The sequence below is a fragment of the Klebsiella pneumoniae complex sp. WS1778 genome (genome assembly GCF_049472055.1).
Classification (GTDB): Bacteria; Pseudomonadota; Gammaproteobacteria; order Enterobacterales; family Enterobacteriaceae; genus Klebsiella; species Klebsiella quasipneumoniae.
This window is the reverse complement of the sequence record NZ_JBKGTJ010000001.1, coordinates 939,022-965,183: the sequence shown is the minus strand read 5'-3', so window position 1 is coordinate 965,183 and position 26,162 is coordinate 939,022. Positions and strand designations below refer to the sequence as shown.

Below are 26,162 nucleotides of genomic sequence, written 5' to 3'. Positions count from 1 at the left end.
GTTCTTATAATCAATAATCAGGACTTATAACCATGTCTACAGGGAAAACTACGCTGGCGCTGCTGCTGAGCGCGCTGTTGCCGGTCAGCGCCGCATGGGCTGCGGGCAATGATACGCTGGTCTATTGCTCAGAGGCCTCCCCGGAGTCTTTCAACCCGCAGATCGCCAGCTCCGGCCCGTCGTTCGTCGCCAGCTCGCAGGTGCTGTATAACCGCCTGGTCACTTTTGACCCGGTGAAGAACACGCCGATCCCGTCGCTGGCCACCGAGTGGCACGTCTCTGAGGATGGCAAGACCTGGACCTTCACGCTGCGTCAGGGGGTGAAGTTCAACAGCAATAAATTCTTCAAACCGACCCGCGATTTTAACGCCGACGACGTCCTGTTTTCCGTGCTGCGCCAGATGGATCCTCAGCATCCTTATCACAAGGTGTCGCAGGGGAACTATGAGTACTTCCACGACGTGGGCCTCGATAAGCTGATTAAGTCGGTGAAAAAGGTCGATGACTATCACGTCCAGTTCGTACTTAACGAGCCGAACGCGGCGTTTCTTGCCGACTGGGGAATGGACTTCGCCTCTATTCTGTCGGCGGAGTATGGCGAGGCGATGCTGAAGAAAGGGACGCCGGAAAACGTTGATAACTGGCCTGTCGGTACCGGACCCTATGCCCTGCAGCAGTATAAAGTGGATTCGCAAATCCGCTATATCGCCAATCCCCACTACTGGGAAGGCGAGGTGCCGACTAAGCACTTAATCTTTTCCATCACGCCAAACGTCGAGACACGCCTGGCGAAACTGCAGACTAACGAGTGCCAGATTATTCCTGCGCCTTCGCCGGTTCAGTTCCCGGTAATTAAGGGCAATAAAGATCTGGCGCTGCACGCCGTCGAGGCGCTGAACGTCGGCTACCTGGCGTTTAACACGGAGAAAAAACCGTTTGATAATGTGCTGGTGCGCCAGGCGTTAAACTATGCCACCGACAAGCAGGCGATCGTTAAGGCGGTGTTCCTCGATTCCGGTACGGTGGCGAAGTCACCGATCCCGTCCACCATGCTCGGGTATAAAAAAGACCTCCCGGACTACGACTACGATCCGCAGAAAGCGAAAGCGCTGCTCAAGCAGGCGGGTCTGGAGCAAGGGGCGGAAGTGACCCTGTGGTCGATGCCGGTTCAACGTCCGTACAACCCGAACTCAAAACGCATTGCTGAAATGATCCAAAATGACTGGGCGAAAGTCGGGGTGAAAGCGAAGATCGTCAGCTATGAGTGGGGCGAATACCTCGCCGGCATGCGTAAAGGTGAACACGATAGCGCGCTGTACGGCTGGATGTCGGACAATGGCGACCCGGACAACTTTGCCGGCACGCTGCTCAGCTGTGATAATATCCAGACCGGCTCTAACGCCGCCCGCTGGTGCGATAAGTCGTATGACGCGCTGGTGAAGAAAGCGCTGCTGGTGAGCGATCCGCAGGCGCGCGCCACGCTCTATGAACAGGCGCAAGAGATCTTCTACCAGCAGGCGCCGTGGATCACCCTGGCGACCGGCAAGACCTTCTATGCCACCCGCAGTAACGTCAGCGGCTACCGCGTGAGCATGATGGGCAGCGATTTTTCCAAAGCGAAGCTGAATTAAGCGAAAGGAGAACAGGATGGCACATCTGGATGAGGTTATCGTCAAAGTCGATGACACTATTGCCGAGGGGGTTATCGCTCATATGAATGAGCTGCTGATCGCCCTGAGCGATGACGCGCAACTCAGTCGTGAGGAGCGCTATACCCAGCAGCAGCGCCTGCGCACCGCTATCGCCCACCATGGCCGACAGCATCAGGAAGAGCAGGACGCGCGCCGCGAGCAGTTGACCAAAGGCGGCGCGATCCTCTGAAGAGGCGCTCAGAACTGGCGTCTGGCCACCAGCCAGGCGCCCACTACCAGCATCACCGCGCCGCATAATGGCCCGATCAGCGCCCGCAGCGGTACGCCGTGGGCGCGAATTAAATCCATGATCAACCCGCCGACCAGCTGGCTGGCCACCAGTACCGCAATGGTAGTGGCCGCGCCGACGTTTTGATAGCCGCTGATGCTGGCAAAAACGAAAAAGGACCCCAGCAGGCCGGGGATCAGCATCCACCACTTCACGCTCAGGGCCAGCTCCTGAAAGCCAGCGGCGCCCTGGCGCAGGAGTAACAGGGTCACGAAAATAACGATACCCACCAGCGAATTGAGCAGCATGGCGATGAGGATCGTCGACGCCGACTGGGTGATGCGCACCATCAGGGTGTTCTGTAGTACCAGGCCTACGCCGGCGGCCACCAGACAGGCGAGGGTGAGCGACGCATTCATGCCTTACCGTCCGGTTCCTGGCGCGCATCCAGCTGCAGCTGCATAAAGGTGAGATCCAGCCAGCGGCCAAATTTGGTTCCCACCTGCGGCATCTGCCCGGTGGTGATAAAGCCCAGCGTTTCATGCAGGTGCAGCGAGGCGTGGTTCTGCGACTCGATCCCGGCGACCATCACATGTTTATTCAGCCGCCGCGCTTCGGCGATCAGCGCAACCAGCAGTTTGCGGCCCAGGCCTTTCCCCTGATGGTCGGGGTGAACGTACACCGAATGCTCCACGGTGTGGCGAAAGCCGTCAAACGCGCGCCAGTCGCCAAAGGAGGAATAGCCGGTGATGACGCCGTTTTCCTCGCTCACCAGCACCGGAAAGCCTGCCAGCTGGCGGGCTTCAAACCATGCGATGCGGTTGTCGGTATCCACGGTTTTGTCATTCCAGATAGCGGCGGTATGCACGACGGCGTGGTTATAGATCTCGGCGATCGCCGCGCAATCGTCTTTAATGGCAGGGCGGATGGACATAGCAAACCTCAGTTTTTCGTACACTATAGTAGTACGATATTATTACAATAATGAACGCCACGCTGTCATCCGTTTTCAGCAAATTTTTTCCTGATGGGCCAGGGGTTACGCGGCACGACGGGCGGTTGTGTAATGCCTGCGCGCACACTATAGTGTTACGTTATGAATACTATAGAAGACAACCTCAATCAGCGCATTAGCGCGCGCATCCGCATCGAGCGCGAATCCCGCGGCTGGTCGCTGAACGACCTCGCCGAACGGGCTGGCGCTTCGCGGGCGATGATCCATAAGATCGAGCGCGGTGAAAGCAGCCCGACGGCCTCAATGCTGGGCCGCCTTTCCGGCGCCTTCGGGATCAGTATGTCGACGCTGATCGCCCGGGCGGAAATGCAGGAGGGCAAGCTGCTGCGTTTTGCCAGCCAGCCGGTGTGGCACGACCCGCAAAGCCACTATCTCCGTCGCCACGTCTCGCCGCGCAGCGATCTGCCCATTGACATGGTGCAGATCGAGCTGCCGCCCGGCAGCGATGTGCCGATGCCGGCCTCGTCCTACGCGCTGGCCCGCCAGCTGATCTGGCTGCAGCAGGGCGAACTGGTGTTCATGGAAGGGAATACCCGCCACGAGATGCAGACAGGGGACTGTCTGGAGCTCGGCCCGCCGAACGACTGCCGCTTTATCAATGAGTCCGCAGAGACCTGCGTCTATCTGGTGGTGCGCCTTAATCAATCGCCATCCGGCTCTTAATGTTAAAGCGCATTGCGCATAAAGCAGCTAGCCTCAGTACAGTCTGCTAACAAGAGGAGTTTGCTATGACAGAACAAACGCAACGCCATCGCCGCTGGGTACTGGCTTCCCGTCCCCATGGTGAACCGACGGCAGAGCATTTCCGCCTGGAAGAGAGCGAGGTACCGACGCCAGGGCCGGGCCAGGTTCTGCTGCGTACCGTTTATTTATCGCTGGATCCCTATATGCGCGGGCGGATGAGCGACGCGCCGTCCTATTCACCGCCGGTGGCCATTGGCGCGGTGATGGTGGGCGGGACCGTGAGTCGCGTCGTGACCTCGCAGCATGATGATTTTCAACCAGGCGACTGGGTGCTGGGCTACAGCGGCTGGCAGGATTATGAGCTTTCCGACGGCAGCGGACTGGTGAAGCTGGGGGACAACCCGCAGCACCCGTCCTGGTCGCTGGGGGTTCTGGGGATGCCGGGCTTCACCGCCTACATGGGGTTGCTGGACATTGGCCAGCCGAAGGCGGGTGACACGCTGGTGGTCGCTGCGGCCACCGGGCCGGTGGGCGCCACGGTCGGACAGATCGGCAAAATTAAGGGCTGCCGTACCGTCGGCATCGCCGGCGGCGCGGAGAAGTGTCGCTATGCGGTTGACACCTTAGGCTTTGATGTCTGCCTTGACCATCGCGCGGCGGACTTTGCCGAACAGCTGGCCCAGGCCTGCCCGCAGGGCATTGACGTCTACTACGAAAACGTCGGCGGCAAGGTGTTTGACGCGGTGCTGCCGCTGCTCAACACCGCGGCGCGGGTTCCGGTCTGCGGGCTGGTGAGCGGCTATAACGCCACCGGTCTGCCGGATGGGCCGGATCGTCTGCCGTTGCTGATGGCGACCATCCTCAAGAAACGCATCCGGATGCAGGGCTTTATTATCGGCCAGGATTACGGGCATCGGATCGCGGAATTCCAGCAGCAGATGGGGCGCTGGGTGCAGGAGGGGAAAATTAAATATCGCGAACAGCTGATTGACGGTCTGGAGCAGGCGCCGCAGGCGCTGATCGGCCTGTTGAAAGGCGAAAACTTTGGTAAGGTGGTGATCCGCGTGGCGGCGGGCGACTAATACGCCGGGTTTAGCCTGAATGCGCCTCTCTCCCGGCCGGGAAGAGAGGCGCTGCTGCATATCAGGCGTAAAAGGCTAACTGCTGGGCGAGCAGATCGACAAAGGCTTCGCGGTCCACATCCAGCAGCAGGGTGGTATTGGGCGGATTGCCGGTCAGATGGTAGTAATCGACCACCGTCATCCCCTGGGTATATTTTCCTTCCGTTTCCACGCCGACCCAGCGCTCGATGGTGGTAAAGAGCTCCGGCTTGAGGAGCCAGGCGATGGTGCAGGGGTCGTGCAGCGGTGCGCCGTCGAAGCCCCACTTTTCATCCTTATGGTAGGCCATAAAGAAGTCGAGCAGTTCGGCGACGATAGTGGATACCGGATTGCCAATCTTGCGGAATCGCTCAATATCCGCAGGAAGGATCTGCGCCCGGTGGGTGACATCCAGGCCCGCCATTACCACCGGGATCCCCGACTGAAAGACCATCTCCGCAGCCTGCGGATCAACGTAGATATTAAACTCCGCCGCCGGCTGCCAGTTGCCCAGCCCCATGGCGCCTCCCATGATCACGATGCGGGCGATCTTCACGTGCAGCTCCGGATGGCTGGCGAGCAGCAACGCCACGTTAGTCTGCGGCCCGGTGGCCACCAGAGTCACCGGCTCCCGGCTTTCCCGCAGCACTCTGGCCATCAGCTCGACGGCGGTGCAGTTCTGCGGGGAAAAGGCCGGCTCCGGCAGGTTCGGGCCATCCAGTCCGCTTTCCCCGTGCACATTATCGGCAATGATCAGATCGCGCATTAACGGCTTCCACGCGCCGCCGGCGACCGGAATATCCGCGCGGTTCAGCAAGGTCAGCATACGCAGCACGTTGCGCAGAGTCTTCTCCGGGGTCTGGTTGCCTGCGGAGGCGGTGACGGCTTTCACCTCCAGCTCCGGCGAGGCGAGGGCGAGGACCAGGGCGATCGCGTCATCATGTCCCGGATCGCAATCAATCATAATCGGCAGTGCCATAGCAGCTCCTTGTTGGCGTTGTTCTGTGACCAGACTAACGCTGCGGCGCGAAGCAGACGAGATAGTGTGCAGAATAGTGTGATGGCAAGCACGGTTGCACCGGCAATCGCACGGTTAGTCGCGGCGGTCCTGCGTCATCAGGCCTCGCCTTGCGGTGGCGCAAGCTTGCGTCCGCCGCGGCGCGATAGAATAAAAATCGCTAATCCTTACGGATATTAATGGTTTGCTTTTCGGCGAGCGGATTCTTATCCTTAAGAAAACTCAAGAGGTTATGACGATGAAAGATGTAGTAGATAAATGCAGCACCAAAGGCTGCGCCATTGATGTCGGGACGATCATTGATAACGAGGACTGCGTCTACCGGGCTGAGAAATTATTCCCGAGCCGCGAGGAAGCGGAGTCAACCGTAGCCGCCGTTCGCGAGCGTGCCGCCGCGGCGGCGCCCGCCAGTGAACCGCCGCAGGTTGACTACACCCTCGCCGCCGCCGGCGACGAGGTGAAGCTCGATCTGTCCATCGCCTTCTCCTGCCAGGCGGAAAAGATCATTTTCGAATTGTCCCTGAGAAACCTGCTTTAATCAGCGTCCTGGGCGCCAGCGCCTGAGAATAACACCTTCGCCCGCGAATCCGCGGGCGAAGTCGAGCGTTACTCGAAGCGCCAGGCGAGGTTTAGCCCGATACCGTAGTTGCGTCCGGGCGCGGGCTCGTAGTAGCGTCCGTTGGACTCGTTGACGATGACGGACCCGACGTACTCGCGGTCGAACAGGTTGTCGACCCGGCCGAACAGATCCATATCCATCCTGCCATAGCTCCACTTATAGCCGGTCGTCAGGCCGACCACCGTCCAGGACGGGGCTTTGGCGGTGTTTTCGTCATTCGCCATGATGTCGCTCATGTAGCGAATATCGCTTCCGGCGTACCAGCCCTGCTCAGGCTGATAGCCGAAGGAGGCGTAGCCCATATTGCGCGCGATCCCCGGAATACGGTTACCGTTGCAGCTGGCGTCGCCGCAGACGTTGGTGCGATAGGTCGCGTCCAGCCAGGTCCAGGCCGCCTTCAGGCGCCAGCTCTCGCCAAACTGCTGATCCAGTCCCAGCTCCATGCCCTGACGACGGGTCTTGCCGGCGTTTTTATAGCTGGTGCGCCCGCCGCTGCTGCTGTCGACCACGATCTCATTATCGGTATCAGTCTGGAACAGGGCGGCGGTGAGCAGCCCATTGCCGATCCGCGTCTTGCTGCCGATCTCCACCGTGTCGTTGGTGGAGGGCTTCAGGCCGAAATTAAGGCCGCTCTGGTTATCGGAGCGGTATGACAGTTCGTTGATGGTCGGCGTCTCGAAGCCGCGGCCGGCGGAGAGGTAGACGTTCCACGCGTCGGTCAGGGCATACTTCAGCGAGCCTGCGGGCAGCCATTTGTGATAGCTGGCATCGCCGCTGTCATCGCCATTGCCCGGCGTGATGTAGTAGTCATTCGAATCGAACCATACCGAGCTGTAGCGCACCCCGGCATCGAGCGAAAGTTTGTCGGTGAGCTGCCACTGGGTCTGCAGGTAAGGGTCGACGTTCCACATCAGGTTGCGTTCGTTACGACGCAGCGCGCCCTGTTCGCCATACTGCGGCGCGCCGTTGACCATCACAAAGTTTTCATAGCCTTTGCGGCGCTCGCTCATGTTCTCGTAGTCAAGACCGGCGGTCAGGGTGACCGGCACCAGCAGCTCCCCGCGATGGGTCAGCCGGGTATCGATCCCCTGGTAGTGGCGGGTGAGGTCAATCACCCCGCCGGCGTGGCTCGGCTTCAGCTGCGGCGCGCGCGGGATCGACTGGAACTGGGTGGTTTCGCGTTCCCCGGCGTACATCATGACGCTGAGATCGTCCTGGGCGCTCAGCTGGCGCTCATAGCGCAGACCTGCCTGGGTCTGCCGGGTATTTTTGCGGGTATTATACTGGTCGCCGCGCGGCGACTGGCGCGGGTTATCGCGCCATTCATCGGCGGTTAATCCGCCGGCGTCATTGGCTTTGATATCGACACTATTCAGCAGCAGAGTCAGCTTACTGACGTCGTTGATACGCACCCCCAGCCGGGCGTTGGCCAGATTTTTGCGCGCGCCGCTGTGATCGCGATAGCCGTGGGTGGTGAAGCGGTTAGTCGACACCGTGTAATCCACATCGCCCGCGTGGCTGCCGTCGCCAACGGCGCCGGTGGCTTTCATTCCATAGTGCCAGGTGCCAAAGCTGCCATAGTAGCTGCTGGCTTCCACGGTGGGCGGCTGGGTGCCGGTCTGGCTGGTGACGTTGATCACCCCGCCGGACGAGTTACCGTAGAGGGCAGAGAAGGGGCCGCGCAGCACCTCAATGGTGTCGACGCTGCCGATATCGATATTGGACGTCTGCCCCTGGCCGTCGGGCATGGTCGCCGGAATGCCGTCCACATAGATGCGCAGCCCGCGCACGCCGTAGGTGGAGCGGGAGCCAAAGCCGCGAATCGACAGCTGCAGATCCTGGGCATAGTTTTGCCGGTTCTGCACCTGCAGGCCCGGCACGGCGCCTAGCGATTCAGAAAGGTTGACGCGCGGCGCGGCCTGGCGCATCTCATCCCCATTGACCACGCTGACGGCGGCGGGGGTATCCAGTTCAGAAACGGTGGTTGGCGCAGCGGTCACCACCATGGTTTGTTCATCGGCGGCCTGGGCGGCGGCGATGAGCGGCAGCAGCAGGGCCGGCAAGGCCGCATGTCGCACGGATAGGATTTTCATCGATAGTACTCGGGAGACGAACCAAATGGAACATATGTATATATGTTACCCCGTTTGTAAAATATTTGAAAATTATTAACTGCCGTTGGTTAACGGATAGTGCTCAAGGCTGACGAATTTACCGAACAACAACAATTAGCGCTCCACTTTAACAAGAATAATGATTACTATTCTCATTCAAAACAAGGTAGAGCCATGACTTTGCCGCCGGAAGCGATGTCGGGTCAGCACATACAGGTTTATCAAAGGGAGTCGTCATGTCATTACGTCAGTTTGTCGCGCCGCGTCTGCGCCATTCACTGTTATTCACTTCTCTGCTGCTGGCAGGCAGCTTTAGCGCCCACGCCGCGGAAGAGATGCTGCGCAAGGCCGTCGGAAAAGGGGCCTACGAAATGGCCTACAGCCAGCAGGAGAACGCGCTATGGGTTGCCACTTCGCAGAGTCGTTCGCTGGACAAGGGCGGGATTGTGTATCGTCTTGACCCCACCACCCTCGACGTGACGCAGATTATTCACAACGATCTGAAGCCGTTCGGCGCCGCTATCAACCATGCCACCGGTACGCTGTGGTTTGGCAATACCGTTGACAGCACCATCACCGCCATTGACGCCAAAACCGGCGCCGTGAAGGGGCGACTGGTGCTGGACGAGCGTCAGCGCAGTGAAACCGTGCGCCCGCTGCAGCCGCGCGAGCTGGCGGTCAATGAGCAAACCAACACCGTCTACATTACCGGTCTGGGCAAAGAGAGCGTGATTTGGGTGGTGGATGGCGCTACCCTGAAGCTGAAAACGACCATTACCGGCACCGGGGCAATGGCGACGGGCCTGGCGATCGACCCGCAGGATAAGCGTCTCTATACCACCAACGCCGACGGCGAACTGCTGACCATCGACAGCGAGAACAACACCATTGTGTCGCGCAAAAAATTGCTGGATGACGGCAAGGCGCATTTCTACCTTAACCTGAGCCTCGATACCGCCGGCCACCGCGCCTTTATTACCGACAGCAAGCAGCCGGAAGTGCTGGTGGTCGATACCCGCGACGGTAAGGTGCTGGAGAAAATCGCCGCGCCGGAATCGCTGGCGGTGCTGTTCAACCCCACCCGCAACGAAGCCTATGTGACGCATCGTAAAGCGGGGGAGGTGAGCGTTATCGACGGCAAGAGTTATAAGGTGGTGAAGACCTTTAAAACGCCGACCCATCCCAACAGCCTGGCGCTCTCTGATGACGGCAAAACGCTGTACGTCAGCGTGAAACAAGCTTCCAGCCGTGAGAAAGAGGCCACCGCCCCGGACGATGTGATCCGCATCGCGCTGTAAGGTCCCCGGGCGCGACGACCACTGCCACCGGTGGTCGCGCCCGGCATCTCACCCTCTGTTACAAACGCGTATTGGCCTGATAAACCAGATGGTTATACACTTACCCCTTTCCCGCCTCGCGCGGGCAGTGGTAATCAGTGGAGATAAAATGAAAAAGCCATTCATGGTGATTTGCGCCGGCGCGATGCTGGCCTTGCTGGCAGGCTGTTCGTCCAACTACGTTATGACCACCAAAAGCGGTCAGACGATCGTGACTCACGGCAAGCCGCAGCTGGATAAAGAAACGGGGATGACCAGCTATATCGATGAGTCTGGTAATAAGCGAGAAATTAACAGCAGCGACGTGTCGCAGCTGGTTGAGGATAACTAAGTCCTGACCTCCCGGTTTGCCCGCGATGGACAAACCGGGAGTCCTGCCATTTACTGCTTAAGCGTCGGCGCTGTGCTGTGAATCGCATGCACGCGCTTACGCACGCCAAACCAGCCCGCCACCAACAGCACCGCCAGCAACGGGATGGAGCCAATGGTATAGGTGCCGTTCGGATAATCGAAGGCCATCAGCACCAGCACGCTAAACAGGAACAGCAGCGTCAGCCACGAGGTGAACGGCGCCCCCGGCATTCTGAAGCTCACCTGAGCCGCTTTCCCTTCCTTAATCGCTTTGCGCAGACGCATCTGACACACCACGATAAAGCCCCAGGAAGCAATGATCCCCAGCGAAGCGACGTTGAGGACGATCTCAAACACCTGCGACGGCACCAGATAGTTGAGGAACACCCCGACCACGTACACCGCCAGCGTCGCCAGGATCCCGGCGTAAGGGACGTGGTGACGGCTCATCTTCGACATGAACTTCGGCGCGGAGCCCCCCATCGACATGGAGCGCAGAATACGTCCGGTGCTGTAGAGGCCGGAGTTAAGGCTGGAGAGGGCGGCGGTTAATACCACGATGTTCATCACGCTGCCGATGTACGGCACGCCCAGTTTTGAGAAGAAGGTAACAAACGGGCTCTGTCCCGCCTGGTAGGCGTTCCACGGCAGCAGCAGCACCAGCAGCACCACCGACCCAACGTAAAACAGGCCGATACGCCAGATCACGCTGTTGATGGCCTTCGGCACCATCGTCTCCGGATCTTTACACTCACCGGCCGCGGTGCCCACCAGCTCAATGGAGGCGAAGGCGAAGACCACGCCCTGCACCAGCACCAGCGCCGGCAGGAGGCCGTGCGGGAAGAAGCCGCCGTTATCGGTGATCAGGTGGAAGCCTGTGGCATTACCGTCCAGCGGCTTACCGGAGCCGAGGAAAATGGTACCGACCACGAGAAACGCGACGATCGCCAGTACTTTGACCAGTGCGAACCAGAACTCCATCTCGGCGAACCACTTCACGCCGATCATGTTCATGGTGCCAACGATGGCTAGCGCGCCAAGGGCGAAGACCCACTGCGGCACATCGCCAAAGGCGCCCCAATAGTGCATATACAGCGCCACGGCGGTGATATCGACGATCCCGGTCATTGCCCAGTTAACGAAGTACATCCAGCCGGCCACGTAGGCGGCTTTTTCGCCGAGGAATTCCCTGGCATAAGAGACGAAGCTGCCGCTCGAGGGGCGGTGGAGAACCAGTTCGCCGAGCGCGCGAAGAATAAAGAAAGAGAAGATGCCGCAGACCAGATAGACCAGTGCGAGCGCTGGCCCTGCCATTTGTAAACGTGCCCCGGCGCCGAGGAACAAACCGGTACCGATGGCGCCGCCGATGGCAATCATCTGTACCTGACGGTTGCCCATCGCTTTGTGATAACCCGCTTCGTGTGAGTTGAGCCAGTGGCGTTTTGCAGCATGGTGCTCCGCTGCAGTGTCGTGTTTCGTATTCATTGATGTATCAGTTTCCTGTCAATGCCCATGTTTGCAGCCGGTGTGGAGGACGGCTGGCACATTATGCTGGCTTTCTCATCATTCTGACGTAGGAGATAAGCTCAGACATGGCGCTGAATCCTACACGTAACCTAATAGTTACGCACCTAAAACATTTACCGATAGCATTTGACAGATTTATCAATGAGATCAGCGTCGCAGAGTTTCCCGCAACAGAATGAAAGCGCTGGTATGTTGGCGTCGACTGGGGTAATAGCGAGGCTGTCCGGGGACGGCGTGGGGCCAGTTCGCCTGCTGGCGCATTCGTTGGTCACAGGCGATAGCCAGCTGTTCGCCGAGTCGCAGCCCAGCGTTTAACCGGTCATCGACGACCACCGTTTGGCCATTATCATCAGTGCTTTTGATGTTAATATCCGGATATTCCAGCATAAATGGCTTCAGCGTCAGTCACGGCGGGGATGCGCAGACGGGAGAAGCATGACGCCTGCCTGCCGAAGAGCAGAATGAACAGAGCGGTTAAGCCTTAGTGTTTAATTCATTCTGGCGGCGCAGGTATTGTAAGATGCAAGATCAGACCCATAGCGCCAGGCGACCCCACACAATGACCCCCTTACACTTTCATAAATATCACGGACTGGGTAATGATTACCTGGTATGCCATCGCGCCGTTGCCGACCAGCTGAGCAACGAGCATATTCGAATTCTGTGCCATCGCCACTATGGCGTTGGTTCCGATGGTCTGCTGATCGACAGCGGCGATCAAACCCATCCCACGCTGCGTATAATCAATCCGGACGGCTCCGAGGCGGAGAAAAGCGGTAATGGGCTACGGATCTATGCGCGCTATCTGTTTGATATCGGTCGCGTCGGCCATGAGCCTTTTTTAGTGCACACGGCGGGCGGAGATGTCTATTGCACCGTGGAGAGTGATTTTCATCAGATTAGCGTGGATATGGGGCGGGCGAATTTCAATCCGGCGGCGTTACCCGCCTTAGTGAATTTGCCCGAGGCGGTGAATTATCCGTTGACGCTGGCGGATGAAACCCTGTCCGTCGTGCTGGTCTCCATGGGCAATCCCCACTGCGTTGTCCTCGTGGATAAGCTCGACCTGGAACAGGTTCATCGTTTAGGACCGCAAATTGAACATCATCCCTTATTCCCCAAACGCTGCAATGTGCAGTTCGTGGAAATTGTCGATCGCCATACGCTGAAGATTGGTATCTGGGAGCGGGGCGCCGGGTTTACGATGGCCTCCGGGAGCAGCAGCTGCGCGGCGGCCAGCGCCATGCGCCGGTTAGGGAAGGTGGACGATCGGGTGGATGTCAACATGCCTGGCGGCCAGCTGTGCATCACCTTCGGCGCGGATTTTCAGGTGAATATGCGCGGTCCGGTGCATAAGATCGCCAGCCTGACGCTGGATAAAGACTGCTTTGTCGGCGGCGGCGTCATCTTCAATGACGAGGCATGACAGAGGGGGCGGTAAGCCTGACATTAAGCCCCTTCAGGATCCGCCGACGGCCCGTTTGCCGAACAAACGATGGTGGCATGATCCCACCAGGCATTGTGCTTAACGTTGGTGGTAAGGACGCTAAACTGCGCCTGCTGTATCTCATTCAGTAAAGCCGGGAGGGGTTTAAGCGTACGCCAGGGCTGCCCCTCTTTCAGGAGATGATGCTTGACAGGATCGTAAGTGGCGAGGTCTTCAGCATAACGAGGAAGCCCGCACATCGAGCCGATCACCAGCCGGCCTGCGGGTTTCAGCAATCTTCTCGCCTCGGCGAAAAAACGGCGACGCTCATCTTCCAGCAGACAATGTAAACAGCTGCCATCAATGATTAAGGCAAACTGGGCATCCTCACATTGAGAAAGATGACAGACGTTGCCGACGAAAAATGTGGCGTCCAGACCCGCTTGCTGAAAACGGTCTTCTGCCCAGCGGATCGCCGTTTCGGACACATCAACACCCGATACGGCATAGCCTCTTTCCGCCAGATACTGGGCTGCCATGGCACCATTGCCACATCCCAGTTCAAGTACCGGCGCGCCGGGAGCGGGTAAATAGCCATGGGCATCCAGCCAATGAAATGTTTTTTCTTGTTGTATCTTTGCCCTGGCAAAACCATCACCCGCCCAGGCGCTGGCTCCGTTGGCTAACAGTTGTCTGTAGCGGGCTTCATAGGGGTTCATCCTGAAAACACCTTTTATCATTGATAAACATCACTACTATATACGCCATTTAACATTGAAATAAGTATTCGTTTGGCTACCAGGGAGAAACAGAGATGAACATCAACGTGGTCGGCACCAGCGGCTCAGGCAAATCCACTCTGGCCCGGCGCCTGGCGCACCGGCTGGGACTACCCTGGATCGAGCTCGATCGCCTGTACTGGCGGCCGAACTGGCAGGGCACGCCGGATGAGGCGTTTTTCGCCGCTATTGCCGCCGCTACGGCCTCGCCGGGCTGGGTGCTGGATGGCAATTACAATCGCAGCCGCGGGGTCAAATGGCGCGAGGTGGATCTGGTGATCTGGCTGGATTATGGCCTCTGGCGCACGCTGCGCCAGGCGGTGTGGCGGGCCGCGAGCCGGGCGTGGCGACAACAGGAGCTATGGCCGGGCACCGGCAACCGCGAGAGTTTCCGCCGTTCGTTCTGCAGCCGGGAATCCATCATCCTCTGGACGCTGAAGACCTGGCGGCAGAATCGTCGACGCTATCTGGCCGATATGCAGGATCCGCAATATCGGCATATTCGCTTCGTCCGGCTGCGCAGTCCGCGGCAGGCCGAGGCGCTGCTCCGCGAGCTGGAAGCGCAGCGGTCAGGCGGGCATATCTAATTTTCAGCAGTACACATGTGAATTAATTGTTTCTCAATAGTTAGCAGAGATTTTAATAATGCAGGCACGTACTTTCATATGAGCCTGCGAAATGTCTTATCGAATCAGTATCCTGGATAAAAGTCCGCTTGCCGCCGGGGAAACCGCCGCGCAGGCGCTGGCGCGCACATTAACGCTGGCGCAACACGCCGAAGCCTGGGGCTATCACCGCTTCTGGGTCGCCGAACACCACAATACCGATCAGCTGGCGAGCCCCTCTCCGGAGCTGGTTATCGCCTGGCTGCTGGGCCACACCCGGCGCATTCGTCTTGGGTCCGGCGGCGTCATGCTCCAGCACTACAGCCCCTATAAAGTCGCGGAAAACTTTAACCTGCTGGCCGCCCTCGCGCCGGGTCGCATCGATCTCGGGGTGGGCAAGGCGCCTGGCGGCCTGCCGCTCTCCACCCGCGCCCTGCAGCAGGGCCTGCATCAGGAGGAGAAAGGGACCTTTGCCGATCAGCTGGCGCAGCTGGATAACTGGCTGTCACTGACTGAGCCAGGGGGAGAGGAGAGCCTGCGCGCCACGCCGATCCCGCCGCGCCGGGCCGACGGATTTCTGCTCGGCGCCAGCCTGGAGAGTGCGGAACTGGCCGCCCGTCTTGACTGGAACTTCGTGTTTGCGGCCCATCTCAATGGCGACAGCGCGCTGCGCCGTACGGTGATCAACCGCTGGCGCGAGCTCAGCCCGCGTGAGGCGATCGTCGCCGTGCAGGTGGTGGTGGCTGACGATCCGGCCACCGCCGCTGCGCTGGCGCAGCAGGTCGAGGTGTGGGGCGTCGAGCTGGAGAACGGCCAGCGGGTGACCGTCGGCAGTGAGGCTCAGGCCGTCGCCTTTGCCCGCCAGGCTGGCAGCCGGCCGACACGCATCCACCGCCGCGAATCTTCACTGATCTCCGGTACTCCCGAACAGGTTAAAGCCCGGCTTGACGCGCTGCAGGCGGAAGATCGGCTGGGTGAACTCATCATTGATACCCCCATTAGCGACGGGCCAGCGCGCCTGCACTCCCTGCGCCTGCTGGCGCAGGCTCACTACGGCAAGGAGGTGCTGAATGTCCTTTGAACAACAACTGATTAGCTGGCGGCGCGAGCTGCACCAGAACCCAGAGCTCTCCCTACAGGAAGTAGCCACCACCGCGCGGATCCGCGACTGGCTGCAGAGCGGCGGGCTGACTCTGCTGCCCTTCGATCTGAAAACCGGGCTGGTCGCCGAAGTCGGCAGCGGCGACAAGGTGATTGCCCTGCGGGCGGATATCGACGCGTTGCCCATCGAGGAGGCGACCGGTCTGCCTTACCGCTCGCAAAATGAAGGGGTGATGCATGCCTGCGGCCATGATATTCACACCAGCGTGATGCTGGGGGCGGCGCTGCTGCTGAAGGAGCGGGAAGCGGAACTCCCGGGGCGGGTACGGATCCTGTTTCAGCCGGCGGAGGAAAATTTTGGCGGCGCGAAAACCCTGATCCGCGCCGGGGCGCTGGAGGACGTGTCGGCGATCTTTGGTATGCACAATGAGCCCGGCCTGCCGGTGGGCGAATTTGCCACCCGCGGCGGCGCGTTCTACGCCAACGTCGATCGCTTCGTTTTCAAAGTGACCGGGAAGGGGGCGCATGCCGCCCGCCCACATGAAGGAAAGGATGCGATCCTGCTGGCCAGCCAGCTGGTGACGGTGCTGCAGAGCGTAGCCAGCCGGGAAGTGAACACCCTCGACTCGGTGGTGCTCAGCGTGACGCGGATCCAGGGAGGCAATACCTGGAACGTGCTGCCGGAGAGCGTCGAACTGGAGGGGACGCTGCGCACCCACAGCAGTGAAGTGCAACAGCGTGTCAAAGCCCGGGTCAGCGAGATTGCGGCCGGTTTCGCCAGCGCCTTTGGCGCGCAGATTGACGTCTTCTGGTACGCCGGCCCGACGGCGCTGGTCAACGACGCCCGCTGGGCCGACTTCGCCAGCGAGGTGGCAGCTCAGGCCGGGTATCGCACTCACTACGCCGATCTGCATCTCGGTGGCGAAGATTTTGCGGTCTATCTTCAGCATATTCCCGGGGCGTTCGTCAGCATCGGCAGCGCCAGCGAATATGGTCTGCACCATCCGGCATTTAATCCGGATGAACGGCTGATTGCGCCCGCGGCACATTATTTCGCCCGGCTCGCGGAAGAAGCGTTACAACACATTTAACGGATGGCAGGGGAAGGGGTAGCTATGTCTGAAAATCGACAATTGCGTCTGGGAACCATATTACATGGTGCATCGGGAAATATGTCCGCATGGCGTCATCCGGCGGCCCAGGCCGACGCCAGTATTAATTTTGATTTTGTTACAGAGACGGCGTTAAAAGCGGAAGCGGGTAAGCTGGATTTTATTTTTGTCGCCGACGGTTTATATATTAATGAAAAATCGATTCCCCATTTTTTAAATCGCTTCGAGCCCTTAACGGTGCTTTCCGCGCTGGCCGCGGTTACCCGGCGGCTGGGGCTGGTGGGGACCTTATCCACTTCGTACAGCGAGCCGTTTACCACCGCCCGACAGTTCGCCAGCCTTGACCATTTAAGCCAGGGGCGGGCGGGCTGGAACGTGGTCACTTCGCCGCTGGAAGGGTCGGCGAAAAACTTCTCCCGGGCCCAGCATCCGGATCATGCGCTGCGCTATCGCATTGCCGATGAATATCTGCAGGTGGTGAAAGGCTTATGGGATTCATGGGAAGAGGACGCCTTTGTGCGCAATAAGGAGACTGGCCAGTTCTTTGATAAAAATAAACTGCATACGCTCGATCACCATGGCGATTTCTTTAAAGTGGCCGGGCCGCTAAATATTGCCCGCACGCCACAGGGACGGCCGATTATTTTCCAGGCCGGCGCGTCGGACGACGGCAAGAAATTAGCCGCACGCCACGCCGATGCCATTTTTACCCATCAGGAATCGCTGGCCGAGGCGCAGGCATTTTATCAGGATGTCAAAAGCCAACTCAGCGCATATCAGCGCACCCCGGACCAACTGCATATCTTCCAGGGCGTCAGCGTCATCGTCGGGGATGACGCCGAGGATGCGGAACGTCAGTACCAGACTACCGCGGCGCTGGTTTCCATCGAGGATGCGCTGAACTATCTTGGGCGCTATTTCGAACACCATGATTTTTCGCAGTATCCGCTTGATGAACCGTTCCCGGATATTGGCGACTTGGGACAAAACAGCTTCCGCAGCACCACCGACGAGATTAAACGTCACGCCCGCGAGCGGGGATTAACCCTGCGCCAGGTGGCCCTGGAGGCCGCGAGCCCACGTCCGCGCTTTACCGGCACCGCCAGCGATGTCGCCGATGGCCTGCAATTGTGGTTCGAACAGCGCGCGGCGGACGGTTTCATCATTCAGGGCGGCACGCCGGAAACCTTCCCGCGCTTTGTTGACGAGGTGGTGCCTCTGTTACAAGCGCGCGGTTTGTTCCGTCGCGACTATCCGGGCACCACCCTGCGGGAAAGTCTGGGCCTGGCGCTACCCGCTAATCAATTCCAAAAATAAGAAAAGAGAATCACGCTATGCAGAAAACAACACTCTTGCTGGCCGTCGCGTTAGCATTTAGCGCCTCGTCGTGGGCACAGGACGTCAAGATCAATGGCACCGGGGTAAGCCTGGAGGCCAACAAAACGCCGATTCACACAGCGAAAAACCCGAAGGCCATTGCCCTGTTGCCGAAAGATCTGCATCTGGCGGTGCCGGGGAAATTCACCGTCGCGGTGGCGGCCCTGAACTCACCGCCGCTGACGGTCTTCGCCGATGACAACAAAACCCTGCTCGGCAGCGAGGCGGATATCGCCCGGCTGGTGGCGGAGAGTCTCGGGCTGGAGGTGAACGTAGTTCCCACCTCCTGGGAAGACTGGCCGCTGGGAGTCACCTCCGGCAAATATGATGCCGCGATCAGCAATATTACCGTCACCAAAGAGCGAAAAGAGAAGTTCGATTTCGCCACCTACCGCAAAGATTCGCTGGGCTTCTACGTCAAAAGCACCAGTCCGCTGAACAAAATTGACAAGGCGGAGGACATCGCCGGGCTGAAGATTATCGTCGGCTCCGGTACTAACCAGGAGGCGATCCTGCTGGCGTGGAACGCGGAGAACGTCAAGAAGGGGCTGAAGCCGTTTACCCCGGTTTACACCAAGGATGATGCCGCCCAGACGCTGGCGCTGCAGACCGGGCGAGCCGACGCCTTTTTCGGCCCTAACGTAATTGGCGCATGGAAGGCGGCGCTGACCGGCAAAACCAAACTGGTGGGCAGCGTCGATGGCGGCTGGCCGAAAGCGGCGCATATCGCGGTAACGCTGAAAAAAGACAGCGGGCTGGTGAATGCCGTCCAGGCGGCGCTGAACGGCGCTATCGCCAGCGGGGACTACGCCAAAGTGCTTAACCGCTGGGGAGAAGGGGTGGAAAGCATACCGCAATCGGAAATCAACCCGCCCGGGCTGGGCGACTGACAGGAGGCGCGATGAGCGAAGCATTCCGCGATATTTCTCCGGACGCCCCGGAGCTGCAGCCGATTATTAGCGGGCTGTTTGCTGAATACGCCGCCCGCTACGGCGACTATTTTTCCCGCGATGCGGAAGTGGAGTTGAGCGAGTGGTATTTGCCGCCGCAGGGGCTGTTTATCGTCCTTGAGCGTGAGGGCGAAATTATCGCCACCGGCGCTTATAAACCTAAGGATCGCCACACCGCAGAGATCAAACGTATCTGGACGCACCGCCGTCTGCGCCAGCAGGGGCTGGCGGCGAAAGTAGTTCAGGAGCTGGAGCGGCGGGCGGTGCTGGCCGGGTACAGCCATATCTACCTGACCACCGGCTTCCGCCAGCCGGAGGCGGTAAAGCTCTATCTCAGCCAGGGGTATGAGGCGCAGTTTGACCTCGCGCGAGACCCGGAAGAGTACAGTCAGCCGCCTTACGATGGCCGGCTGCGGTTCACTAAAGCGCTGGCGGTGAGCGCCTTTAGCCACAGCGCCTGAGGAGGCATTATGCATACATCTGAAACGATAAAAGTGGTGCCGGCGCGCTATCCGCTGCGGGTGGTGGGAGCCCTGGTGGCCCTGCTGGTGCTGGCGGTAGTGATCCAGTCGGTGGCCTTCAACCCGCGCTGGGAGTGGGGCGTCTTCGCCCGCTGGTTCTTTGACCCGGTGATCCTCGAAGGGCTGGGACAAACCCTGCTTCTGACCCTGCTCGGCACGGTGCTGAGCGTGATCTTCGGCGGCCTGCTGGCGCTGGCCCGCTTGTCCTCATCCTGGCTGCTCAGCAGCCTCGCCTGGAGCTATATCTGGCTGTTTCGCTCGCTGCCGCTGATTGTAGTGCTGATCATTCTGTACAACTTCTCCTATCTTTACGACACCCTGTCGCTGGGGATCCCGTTTACCGGCGTCACCTGGGCCAGCTACCAGACGATAAACGTGCTGGGGCAATTCTCCACGGCGGTGGTGGGCCTGACCCTGGTGCAGAGCGCCTATACCGCGGAGATTATTCGCGGCGGCTTCCTCGGCGTTGACCATGGGCAGTATGAGGCCGCTGCCGCGCTGGGGCTGCCCGCCTGGCGACGCACGCTGCGCATTATTTTGCCGCAGGCGCTGCGCACCATTCTGCCATCCGGCTTCAATGAGATCATCAGTCTGGCGAAAGGAACGGCGATGGTGTATGTCCTGGCGATGCCGGAGCTGTTCTACACCATCCAGATGATCTACAACCGTACCCAGGAGGTGATCCCGCTGTTGATGGTCGGCGCCGCCTGGTATCTGGCGATCACCAGCGTTCTCTCCGCCATTCAGTACCTGGTGGAACGTGGACTGGCGCGCAGCGAGCGCCGCTCGGCGGTGAACAGCGCCCGCAGCAGCCGTCTGAATCAACCCGCACGTCAACCACAGCCCCAGGAGGCCGTCCATGCCCAGCTCTCGTAATGGCCATATCTCTATCACCGGCGTCAGCAAATACTATGGCCGCCACAAAGCGCTGGACGATGTGTCCTTGGAGATACTTCCGGGCACGGTGACGGTGATCCTCGGCCCTTCCGGTTCGGGCAAGTCCACGCTGCTGCGCACCATTAATCACCTCGAGCGCGTTGATGAGGGGTTTATTCAGATTGATGGCGACTATATCGGCTATCGCCGCAAAGGCGACAAGCTGTATGAGATGAAAGAGAAGGAGATCCTCCGCCAGCGGATCAACGTCGGCTACGTGTTTCAGAACTTTAACCTGTTTCCGCACCTGACGGTGCTGGAGAACCTGATAGAGGCGCCGATCGCCCACAAGCAGGCCACGCGCAAAGAGGCCATTGCCCGTGCCTGGGAGCTGCTGGACGTGGTTGGACTGCGCAATAAAGCAGATGCCTGGTCGCGGCATCTCTCCGGCGGCCAGCAGCAGCGTATCGCGATTGCCCGGGCGCTGGCGCTGGACCCGCGGGTGATCCTGTTTGATGAGCCCACCTCGGCGCTGGATCCGGAGCTGGTGGGCGAGGTGCTGGATGTCATCAAGAAGCTGGCGCGCTCTGGCACCACTCTGGTGGTGGTCACCCACGAGGTTGGCTTTGCCCGCGAGGTGGCCGATCAGGTGGTGTTTATGGTCGACGGCAGGATCGTCGAGCAGGGCAGCAGCGACGAGGTGCTCAACCATCCTCAGCATCCGCGTACCCGGCAGTTTTTATCCAGGGTGCTGCCGTCATGAACAGAGCGATAGCGACCCTTGTATTCAGCGCCCTGGCGCTGGACGCTCACGCGGCGCTGGATCTGCGCGCCAATGAGCAGCCATTGCCGGTCACCCGCGACCCGCAGGCGATCGCGAAAATTCCACCGGGCTATCGCTTCGTGGAACCGGGGACGCTGACGGTGGCGATCTCGGCGCTCAATTCGCCGCCGCTGGCGCTGCTGGCCAGCGACAACCGCACGCGGATCGGCAGCGACCCGGATATGGCCCGCCTGCTGGCCGGAAGCCTTGGCCTGAAACTCAGGCTGGTGCCCACCGCGTGGGAGGACTGGCCGCTGGGCATCGCCGCCGGCCGCTACGATGTGGCGCTGATTAATATCGCGGTAACCGAGAAGCGCAAAGAGAAGTTCGATTTCGCCACCTACCGAGTGGACTCCCTGGCCTTCTCGGTGAAATCCACCAGCGACATCGCCGCGGTAAACGGACCCGCCGACCTCGCCGGGCGCAAAGTGATCGTCGGGTCCGGCACCAACCAGGAGCGGATCCTGCTGGGCTGGAATGAGGACAACCGGGCCGCCGGGCGGCCGCCGGCCCAGCCGGTCTACCTGACCGATGATGCCTCCGGCAACCTCTATATCCAGTCCGGGCGGGCGGATATCTTTTTCGGCCCGCAGTCGGTGGCCGCCTATAAAGCGGCCCTTAATGGCCAGACCCGGGTGGTAGGCCTGGGGCCGAAAAAAGCGTGGGTGGCGACAACCACCAAAAAAGGCAACGGCCTGGTCTTTGCCCTGCAGGCAGCCCTCGACGGGGCGATTGCCCGCGGTGAATATCAGCAGGTGCTGGCGCGCTGGGGAGAGCAGGGCGAGGCGGTGGCGCAGTCGGTGGTCAACCCGCCGGGGATCACCTACTAACCACCCGGGCCATGGTGTGCCGGTTGGGTGAGCGGTAATTTTCTGCCTACACTTAGGCTTTATCCTGGAGGCAGACCATGATTACCGTTTATGGCGTGCCGGGATGGGGCTCGACGATTAGCGAGCTGATGCTCTCCCTGGCCGATATTCCCTACGAGGTGGTTGACGTTGAGGGCTTTGACCAGCCCGGCCCGGCGCGCGAGCGCCTGCGGCAGATTAACCCGCTGTGTCAGGTGCCCACCCTGAGGCTGGCCGACGGCAACATCATGACCGAAACCGCCGCCATCGCGCTGATGATCCTCGACCAGCGTCCCGACCTGGCCCCCGCGCCGGGGACGCCGCAGCGTCAGCAGTTTCAGCGCCTGCTGGTCTGGCTGGTGGCTAATGTCTATCCCACCTTTACCTATGCCGATTATCCGGAACGCTGGGCGCCCGCCGCAGCGGAGCAGCTGGTGGAGAATTGTCGCCAGTACCGGAACAACCTCTATCTCTGGTTCGAACAGCAACTGGCCGCCAGGCCGTGGGCACTGGGCGCGTCGATTACCCTCCTGGACTGTTATATCGCGGCGATGTACAGCTGGGGGCCGCGGCAGGCGTGGTTTGACGACCACGCGCCAAAATTCGCCGCCGTCGCCCGGGCGGTCTACCAGCGGCCGGAGCTGGCCGCGGCGCTGCGCCGTAACAAGCTGATTTAACGCACGCGATGCCAACCATAACGGCCATTGTGTGGTAGCGTTATGGCTCTGACCACAAGGAGTCTTTGCTATGCCGCATGTAGATATTAAATGTTTTCCCCGTGAACTGACTGACGAACAAAAAACCGCACTGGCCGCCGACATTACCGAGGTGCTGATCCGTCATCTGAACAGCAAAGAGAGCGCGGTCAGCGTCGCGCTCACCCAGGTTGAGCCGGACGCGTGGCAGGCGGTGTGGGATAGTGAGATCGCCCCGCAGATGGCGCAGTTGATTAAGAAGCCGGGTTATAGCATGTAATTGCCACTGGCGGGCATGATGCCCGCCAGTGACGCTCGGTCAGAACCAAATCTCCGTCTGCACGCCGAAGTTCCATGTCCCGCCAGCGGTAAAGCCTTTGCTGCCGAAATCATCGTTGATCGCATAACGATCCAGGTCTTTATCCCAGTTCATCCACGTGACAAAGAAACGTATCTCCGGCCGCGCTTTGATATCAAACACATCGCCCACTTTAAAGGTGGGGGCGAAGGTCAGCTTGTAGAAATCACCGCGCACCGCCTGATACTGATAAACGTTGTCATTATAGCGATAGCTGCGCCCGTTCGGATTGAGATCCATATACTGCCACGAGGCCTCATACAGCAGGGCGAAGTGAGCGGAGATCCCTTGCGATACCCGCAGGTTAAACGTCGCCCAGTCGTAGCGGTCGCCGTCGCGATAGCGGTCTTCGCTGTGCTGGGCGATCACCGACGGCGCCAGCTGCCAGTTTTTCCCCAGCGGCAGGATCCCGTACGACGCAAAGCGTAGGGAGGCCGCGTTCTCGGTCAGGTCGCCATCGCTCCCCGGCTGACGCGCTTCGGCGCCCAGCCCGACGCCGTACTGCAGGGCGCTTTCCGACACCCCCGGCGCCAGGCCGTAGAACTGCTGTTTGTCGTGGAGGGCCAGCATCGCGTAGTAGCCGTTTTTGGCGGTGTTATCGCTGCGCAGGGCATAGCTCCCGGTGGTCGAGGTATTATCTTTCAGGTCATCGTTGCCCTGGGCGGTCATCACCGTGGTCATCAGCTGCCAGTTTCCGTAAAAATGGTTTGCGGTGAACAGCAGATTCTGGATGTCATTATCCGCGTAATTATCGCTGCCAAGGTCGCCGAAGTTACGCGCATACACCGAATAATCGCCGCGCAGGCCGCTTCCCCAGTCGACATCATTGATCCCGCCGCCGGTGCCACCGAGGAACATGATGTCGCTATCGGTAAAGTGGATATCGAAGTTATCCCGATCGAAGCGCTTGCCAGCCCAGATCGAGGCGCGTTTTAACGGCCCGGTGAACTCGGCGAAGTCGCCCATCTCGACGTACAGCTGACGAATGTTCAGATGGTGGCTGTCGTTATCCTGAACCCACGGATCCGGGTTGGTGGCCCCGTCGGCGAGCATGGTCTTAAAGCGCGCCCATGAGCCATCGTTGAAGGTAAGCTTTTTGCCAAAGCTCAGCTCAGCGTAATTATCTTTTTCGTTGCCGAGACGGCCGACGTGGGCATCGCCGTTGAGCGAACTGGCCGGGGAGATACCTGGCCCGCCGCGGGCGCCTTTGCCGTGGCTGTTGACTAACATTCCGGAGCGGGCGTAGGCGTTGAACTCGAAGCCATCGCTGAGGCTGCTTTTCGCCAACTGTTTGTCGGTGTCCTGCTGCTTTTGCTCGGTCGCTGCGGTGCGCTGACTGAGCGCCTGCACCTGCTTTTCCGCTGCCGCCGCGCGCTGTTCCGCGGCGCTGGTGCGCAGCTCCGCCTGCTGCGCCCGGCGTTTAGCTTCTCCCGCCTCCTGCTCCGCATGATTTAGCCGGGCCTCCAACAGAGCCAGCCGTTGCTCGACAGTGAGTGGGGCCGCACTCGCGCCGTAAGCCGAAAAAAGGGCGCAGCAAACCGCTGCGCTTATCAAAGAGATACGCATATCAATCCTTATTTTTTCAGAGGTATGAAGGGTGTGCTGCGCCTTACAGGGCGTGGTTTTCTCCACCAACAGACGATGCGTTCGACGGCGCACGGCGTCCAGCGTCAAGGTCAGCGCGGATCTGCTCGTACTGGTCGTCGAGGCGGTAGAAGCGACCCATCCACAACATTGAGGCCACAATCAGCAGCGCGGGGATATAGAGGTAGCAGGCTTTTATCGCCAGCATCGCGCCGTCGCTTTGCGTCTGGTTAGCGATATAACCGGCGGATGAGAGCAGTACCCCGGTAATGGCTCCTGCGCCCGCCATAGCCACCTTGCCAAGAAAGCCGTTGATGGAGGTTAAAATGCCGGCGGTATTGATGCCGGTTTTCCATACCCCGTAATCCACCGGATCGGCCTGCATGGAAAAGTAAATTGCCGTGCGCTGTCCGGCGCCAAGCGATAACACGACCGCTCCGGCAACCAGACCCCAGCTATTAACGCCTGCCGCCATCATCATACCCATGCCGACCAGGTTGATCGCGCTGGCGACCAGATACACGTGGCGCTTTTTCATTCGGCTGGCGAGCAGCGGCACGGTGAGGGTGCCCAGCAGGGGAACGAAGGTGGAGATTCCGGCGACGACCGCCGTGAGTTCGTTATTGCCGACGTAATAATGGAAGAAGTACACCAGCGCCCCGGTTTGAAAGAAAAACGCGCCCCACATCAGGAAAATGTTGATGGCGAAGACGAACCACGGTCGATTGGCGCGCAGGCTGACCCAGGCGCGTTTTAAGGTCATGCGCTCCTGAGTAATGCTGATATTTTCCTTAACGTTCCGGAAGCTCACCAGCAGAAAAAAGGTGGCAATAACGCCGAAAACTACCGCCGTATAGAAGAAGCCGTGCTCCTGATTGCCTTTCCCCAGCGCGCCAACCAGCGGCAGAGTGGCGACCGCGACAATGGTCGCCCCGAGCGAGCCGAGCAGAATACGCACTGCCGACAGCGTCGTGCGCTCTCGCGAGTCGTTCGTCAGAAACGGCAGCATGGCGCAGAATGGAATATTAACGAGGGTATAGAGAAACGACAGGCACAAATAGGTGACAAAAGCGTAGATCAGCTTACCGGTGGTGCCGAAATCGGGCACGTAGAAGGCCAGAATACACAGCAGTCCAAAGGGGATCGCGCCAATCAGCAGATACGGACGGCAGCGCCCCCAGCGGGTGGCGGTATTGTCGATTACCAGCCCCATCAGCACGTCGGCCACGCCGTCCACCAGTCGGGTGACCAGAAACATCAGGCCGACGTAATAGGCCGGGAGGCCCATCACGTCGGTGTAAAAAAACATCAGATACAGAGAGATCATCTGCCACACAAGGTTGCAGGAGAGATCGGCAATGCCATAGCCAAGGCGCTGCCGCCACAGGGTAAACGTTGTTTCTGCCATAAATCACTCGCTTA

The 26,162-nt window shown here is 59.7% G+C and carries 25 protein-coding genes and 2 pseudogenes; 18 read left to right on the top strand and 9 right to left on the bottom strand.

What is annotated here, in order from left to right:
* Positions 1–32 precede the first annotated feature (32 nt).
* Positions 33–1,631, top strand: a complete 1,599-nt coding sequence (locus ACLEXF_RS04955; protein WP_004202766.1) for an ABC transporter substrate-binding protein — start codon at positions 33–35, stop codon at positions 1,629–1,631.
* Between the two features lie 16 nt (positions 1,632–1,647).
* Positions 1,648–1,881 (top strand): YdcY family protein, encoded by a 234-nt coding sequence (locus tag ACLEXF_RS04950; protein ID WP_004202765.1) that lies wholly within the window; start codon positions 1,648–1,650, stop codon positions 1,879–1,881.
* 8 nt (positions 1,882–1,889) lie between these two features.
* Here ACLEXF_RS04950 and ACLEXF_RS04945 read toward each other — a convergent pair whose 3' ends face one another.
* Both ACLEXF_RS04945 and ACLEXF_RS04940 read right to left on the bottom strand, forming a co-directional pair.
* Complete coding sequence (locus tag ACLEXF_RS04945) at positions 1,890–2,339, bottom strand: DMT family transporter (RefSeq protein WP_407259778.1); 450 nt, start codon at positions 2,337–2,339, stop codon at positions 1,890–1,892.
* Entirely contained in the window at positions 2,336–2,854 is a 519-nt protein-coding gene (locus ACLEXF_RS04940; RefSeq protein ID WP_004202758.1) for a GNAT family N-acetyltransferase, read from the bottom strand. The genes ACLEXF_RS04945 and ACLEXF_RS04940 overlap by 4 nt, the downstream gene beginning before the upstream one ends.
* A 162-nt stretch (positions 2,855–3,016) precedes the next feature.
* On the opposite strand from ACLEXF_RS04940, the gene ACLEXF_RS04935 reads away from it, so the two are divergent.
* Both ACLEXF_RS04935 and ACLEXF_RS04930 read left to right on the top strand, forming a co-directional pair.
* On the top strand, positions 3,017–3,598 hold the full coding sequence (locus tag ACLEXF_RS04935) for a helix-turn-helix domain-containing protein (RefSeq protein ID WP_004202756.1): 582 nt from the start codon (positions 3,017–3,019) through the stop codon (positions 3,596–3,598).
* 65 nt (positions 3,599–3,663) lie between these two features.
* Positions 3,664–4,701 (top strand): NADP-dependent oxidoreductase, encoded by a 1,038-nt coding sequence (locus tag ACLEXF_RS04930; RefSeq protein WP_407259779.1) that lies wholly within the window; start codon positions 3,664–3,666, stop codon positions 4,699–4,701.
* 61 nt (positions 4,702–4,762) lie between these two features.
* On the opposite strand, the gene rihA is transcribed toward ACLEXF_RS04930, so the two are convergent.
* Entirely contained in the window at positions 4,763–5,698 is a 936-nt protein-coding gene (rihA, locus tag ACLEXF_RS04925) for a pyrimidine-specific ribonucleoside hydrolase RihA (RefSeq protein ID WP_214455923.1), read from the bottom strand.
* Positions 5,699–5,975: 277 nt separating this feature from the next.
* On the opposite strand from rihA, the gene ACLEXF_RS04920 reads away from it, so the two are divergent.
* Positions 5,976–6,275, top strand: a complete 300-nt coding sequence (locus ACLEXF_RS04920) for a DUF406 domain-containing protein (RefSeq protein ID WP_020481014.1) — start codon at positions 5,976–5,978, stop codon at positions 6,273–6,275.
* A gap of 68 nt (positions 6,276–6,343) precedes the next feature.
* Here the strand turns inward: ACLEXF_RS04920 and pqqU are convergent, their stop codons facing one another.
* A complete protein-coding gene (pqqU, locus tag ACLEXF_RS04915; RefSeq protein WP_017900492.1) occupies positions 6,344–8,449 on the bottom strand; it encodes a TonB-dependent receptor PqqU in 2,106 nt (701 codons plus the stop codon).
* Between the two features lie 257 nt (positions 8,450–8,706).
* Between pqqU and ACLEXF_RS04910 the strand changes: the two genes are divergently transcribed.
* A complete protein-coding gene (locus ACLEXF_RS04910) occupies positions 8,707–9,768 on the top strand; it encodes a YncE family protein (protein ID WP_117129990.1) in 1,062 nt (353 codons plus the stop codon).
* 148 nt (positions 9,769–9,916) lie between these two features.
* Positions 9,917–10,138 (top strand): YgdI/YgdR family lipoprotein, encoded by a 222-nt coding sequence (locus ACLEXF_RS04905; protein WP_002906779.1) that lies wholly within the window; start codon positions 9,917–9,919, stop codon positions 10,136–10,138.
* A 50-nt stretch (positions 10,139–10,188) separates the two neighbouring features.
* Here ACLEXF_RS04905 and ansP read toward each other — a convergent pair whose 3' ends face one another.
* Complete coding sequence (ansP, locus tag ACLEXF_RS04900) at positions 10,189–11,643, bottom strand: L-asparagine permease (protein WP_032456141.1); 1,455 nt, start codon at positions 11,641–11,643, stop codon at positions 10,189–10,191.
* A gap of 189 nt (positions 11,644–11,832) precedes the next feature.
* Positions 11,833–12,084: pseudogene (locus ACLEXF_RS04895) on the bottom strand (hypothetical protein); the annotation flags it as partial.
* Positions 12,085–12,244: 160 nt separating this feature from the next.
* Here ACLEXF_RS04895 and dapF point away from each other — a divergent pair.
* Positions 12,245–13,111: a diaminopimelate epimerase gene (dapF, locus tag ACLEXF_RS04890; protein WP_043519657.1), complete on the top strand. Its 867-nt coding sequence runs from the start codon at positions 12,245–12,247 to the stop codon at positions 13,109–13,111.
* Between the two features lie 23 nt (positions 13,112–13,134).
* Here dapF and ACLEXF_RS04885 read toward each other — a convergent pair whose 3' ends face one another.
* Positions 13,135–13,830 (bottom strand): class I SAM-dependent methyltransferase, encoded by a 696-nt coding sequence (locus ACLEXF_RS04885; RefSeq protein WP_049116190.1) that lies wholly within the window; start codon positions 13,828–13,830, stop codon positions 13,135–13,137.
* Between the two features lie 95 nt (positions 13,831–13,925).
* Between ACLEXF_RS04885 and ACLEXF_RS04880 the strand changes: the two genes are divergently transcribed.
* From ACLEXF_RS04880 to pptA, 10 genes and pseudogenes are all read left to right on the top strand, one after another.
* On the top strand, positions 13,926–14,477 hold the full coding sequence (locus tag ACLEXF_RS04880) for a shikimate kinase (RefSeq protein ID WP_043519654.1): 552 nt from the start codon (positions 13,926–13,928) through the stop codon (positions 14,475–14,477).
* Positions 14,478–14,568: 91 nt separating this feature from the next.
* Positions 14,569–15,576, top strand: a complete 1,008-nt coding sequence (locus tag ACLEXF_RS04875) for an MsnO8 family LLM class oxidoreductase (RefSeq protein WP_064187171.1) — start codon at positions 14,569–14,571, stop codon at positions 15,574–15,576.
* Entirely contained in the window at positions 15,566–16,687 is a 1,122-nt protein-coding gene (locus ACLEXF_RS04870; RefSeq protein WP_043519653.1) for a M20 peptidase aminoacylase family protein, read from the top strand. Before ACLEXF_RS04875 ends, ACLEXF_RS04870 begins: the two co-directional genes overlap by 11 nt.
* Positions 16,688–16,711: 24 nt before the next feature.
* Positions 16,712–18,975: pseudogene (locus ACLEXF_RS04865) on the top strand (NtaA/DmoA family FMN-dependent monooxygenase).
* 11 nt (positions 18,976–18,986) lie between these two features.
* Positions 18,987–19,496, top strand: coding sequence for a GNAT family N-acetyltransferase (locus tag ACLEXF_RS04860; protein WP_004202731.1), 510 nt, complete (start codon positions 18,987–18,989; stop codon positions 19,494–19,496).
* A 9-nt stretch (positions 19,497–19,505) separates the two neighbouring features.
* Positions 19,506–20,432, top strand: a complete 927-nt coding sequence (locus ACLEXF_RS04855; RefSeq protein WP_004202730.1) for an amino acid ABC transporter permease — start codon at positions 19,506–19,508, stop codon at positions 20,430–20,432.
* Complete coding sequence (locus ACLEXF_RS04850; protein ID WP_004202729.1) at positions 20,416–21,195, top strand: amino acid ABC transporter ATP-binding protein; 780 nt, start codon at positions 20,416–20,418, stop codon at positions 21,193–21,195. Before ACLEXF_RS04855 ends, ACLEXF_RS04850 begins: the two co-directional genes overlap by 17 nt.
* Before the next feature lie 38 nt (positions 21,196–21,233).
* Positions 21,234–22,085: a transporter substrate-binding domain-containing protein gene (locus tag ACLEXF_RS04845; protein ID WP_072140557.1), complete on the top strand. Its 852-nt coding sequence runs from the start codon at positions 21,234–21,236 to the stop codon at positions 22,083–22,085.
* A gap of 77 nt (positions 22,086–22,162) precedes the next feature.
* On the top strand, positions 22,163–22,780 hold the full coding sequence (locus ACLEXF_RS04840; RefSeq protein WP_004202727.1) for a glutathione S-transferase family protein: 618 nt from the start codon (positions 22,163–22,165) through the stop codon (positions 22,778–22,780).
* 70 nt (positions 22,781–22,850) lie between these two features.
* Positions 22,851–23,078, top strand: a complete 228-nt coding sequence (gene pptA / locus ACLEXF_RS04835; RefSeq protein ID WP_002906690.1) for a tautomerase PptA — start codon at positions 22,851–22,853, stop codon at positions 23,076–23,078.
* Positions 23,079–23,117: 39 nt separating this feature from the next.
* Here the strand turns inward: pptA and ACLEXF_RS04830 are convergent, their stop codons facing one another.
* Positions 23,118–24,722, bottom strand: a complete 1,605-nt coding sequence (locus ACLEXF_RS04830) for a carbohydrate porin (RefSeq protein WP_043519651.1) — start codon at positions 24,720–24,722, stop codon at positions 23,118–23,120.
* A gap of 43 nt (positions 24,723–24,765) precedes the next feature.
* Positions 24,766–26,148: a glycoside-pentoside-hexuronide (GPH):cation symporter gene (locus ACLEXF_RS04825; RefSeq protein WP_043519650.1), complete on the bottom strand. Its 1,383-nt coding sequence runs from the start codon at positions 26,146–26,148 to the stop codon at positions 24,766–24,768.
* Positions 26,149–26,162: the final 14 nt, after the last annotated feature.

Bases quoted from the DNA above. Each gene is read 5' to 3' on its own strand.
- ACLEXF_RS04840 (WP_004202727.1), top strand. From the start codon at position 22,163: ATGATTACCGTTTATGGCGTGCCGGGATGGGGCTCGACGATTAGCGAG.
- rihA (WP_214455923.1), bottom strand. From the start codon at position 5,698: ATGGCACTGCCGATTATGATTGATTGCGATCCGGGACATGATGACGCG.
- ACLEXF_RS04910 (WP_117129990.1), top strand. From the start codon at position 8,707: ATGTCATTACGTCAGTTTGTCGCGCCGCGTCTGCGCCATTCACTGTTA.
- ACLEXF_RS04930 (WP_407259779.1), top strand. From the start codon at position 3,664: ATGACAGAACAAACGCAACGCCATCGCCGCTGGGTACTGGCTTCCCGT.
- ansP (WP_032456141.1), bottom strand. From the start codon at position 11,643: ATGAATACGAAACACGACACTGCAGCGGAGCACCATGCTGCAAAACGC.
- ACLEXF_RS04945 (WP_407259778.1), bottom strand. From the start codon at position 2,339: ATGAATGCGTCGCTCACCCTCGCCTGTCTGGTGGCCGCCGGCGTAGGC.
- ACLEXF_RS04875 (WP_064187171.1), top strand. From the start codon at position 14,569: ATGTCTTATCGAATCAGTATCCTGGATAAAAGTCCGCTTGCCGCCGGG.
- pqqU (WP_017900492.1), bottom strand. From the start codon at position 8,449: ATGAAAATCCTATCCGTGCGACATGCGGCCTTGCCGGCCCTGCTGCTG.
- ACLEXF_RS04950 (WP_004202765.1), top strand. From the start codon at position 1,648: ATGGCACATCTGGATGAGGTTATCGTCAAAGTCGATGACACTATTGCC.
- ACLEXF_RS04880 (WP_043519654.1), top strand. From the start codon at position 13,926: ATGAACATCAACGTGGTCGGCACCAGCGGCTCAGGCAAATCCACTCTG.
- ACLEXF_RS04905 (WP_002906779.1), top strand. From the start codon at position 9,917: ATGAAAAAGCCATTCATGGTGATTTGCGCCGGCGCGATGCTGGCCTTG.
- ACLEXF_RS04935 (WP_004202756.1), top strand. From the start codon at position 3,017: ATGAATACTATAGAAGACAACCTCAATCAGCGCATTAGCGCGCGCATC.
- ACLEXF_RS04885 (WP_049116190.1), bottom strand. From the start codon at position 13,830: ATGAACCCCTATGAAGCCCGCTACAGACAACTGTTAGCCAACGGAGCC.
- ACLEXF_RS04860 (WP_004202731.1), top strand. From the start codon at position 18,987: ATGAGCGAAGCATTCCGCGATATTTCTCCGGACGCCCCGGAGCTGCAG.
- ACLEXF_RS04955 (WP_004202766.1), top strand. From the start codon at position 33: ATGTCTACAGGGAAAACTACGCTGGCGCTGCTGCTGAGCGCGCTGTTG.
- dapF (WP_043519657.1), top strand. From the start codon at position 12,245: ATGACCCCCTTACACTTTCATAAATATCACGGACTGGGTAATGATTAC.
- ACLEXF_RS04940 (WP_004202758.1), bottom strand. From the start codon at position 2,854: ATGTCCATCCGCCCTGCCATTAAAGACGATTGCGCGGCGATCGCCGAG.
- ACLEXF_RS04825 (WP_043519650.1), bottom strand. From the start codon at position 26,148: ATGGCAGAAACAACGTTTACCCTGTGGCGGCAGCGCCTTGGCTATGGC.
- ACLEXF_RS04850 (WP_004202729.1), top strand. From the start codon at position 20,416: ATGCCCAGCTCTCGTAATGGCCATATCTCTATCACCGGCGTCAGCAAA.
- ACLEXF_RS04855 (WP_004202730.1), top strand. From the start codon at position 19,506: ATGCATACATCTGAAACGATAAAAGTGGTGCCGGCGCGCTATCCGCTG.
- ACLEXF_RS04870 (WP_043519653.1), top strand. From the start codon at position 15,566: ATGTCCTTTGAACAACAACTGATTAGCTGGCGGCGCGAGCTGCACCAG.
- ACLEXF_RS04920 (WP_020481014.1), top strand. From the start codon at position 5,976: ATGAAAGATGTAGTAGATAAATGCAGCACCAAAGGCTGCGCCATTGAT.
- pptA (WP_002906690.1), top strand. From the start codon at position 22,851: ATGCCGCATGTAGATATTAAATGTTTTCCCCGTGAACTGACTGACGAA.
- ACLEXF_RS04830 (WP_043519651.1), bottom strand. From the start codon at position 24,722: ATGCGTATCTCTTTGATAAGCGCAGCGGTTTGCTGCGCCCTTTTTTCG.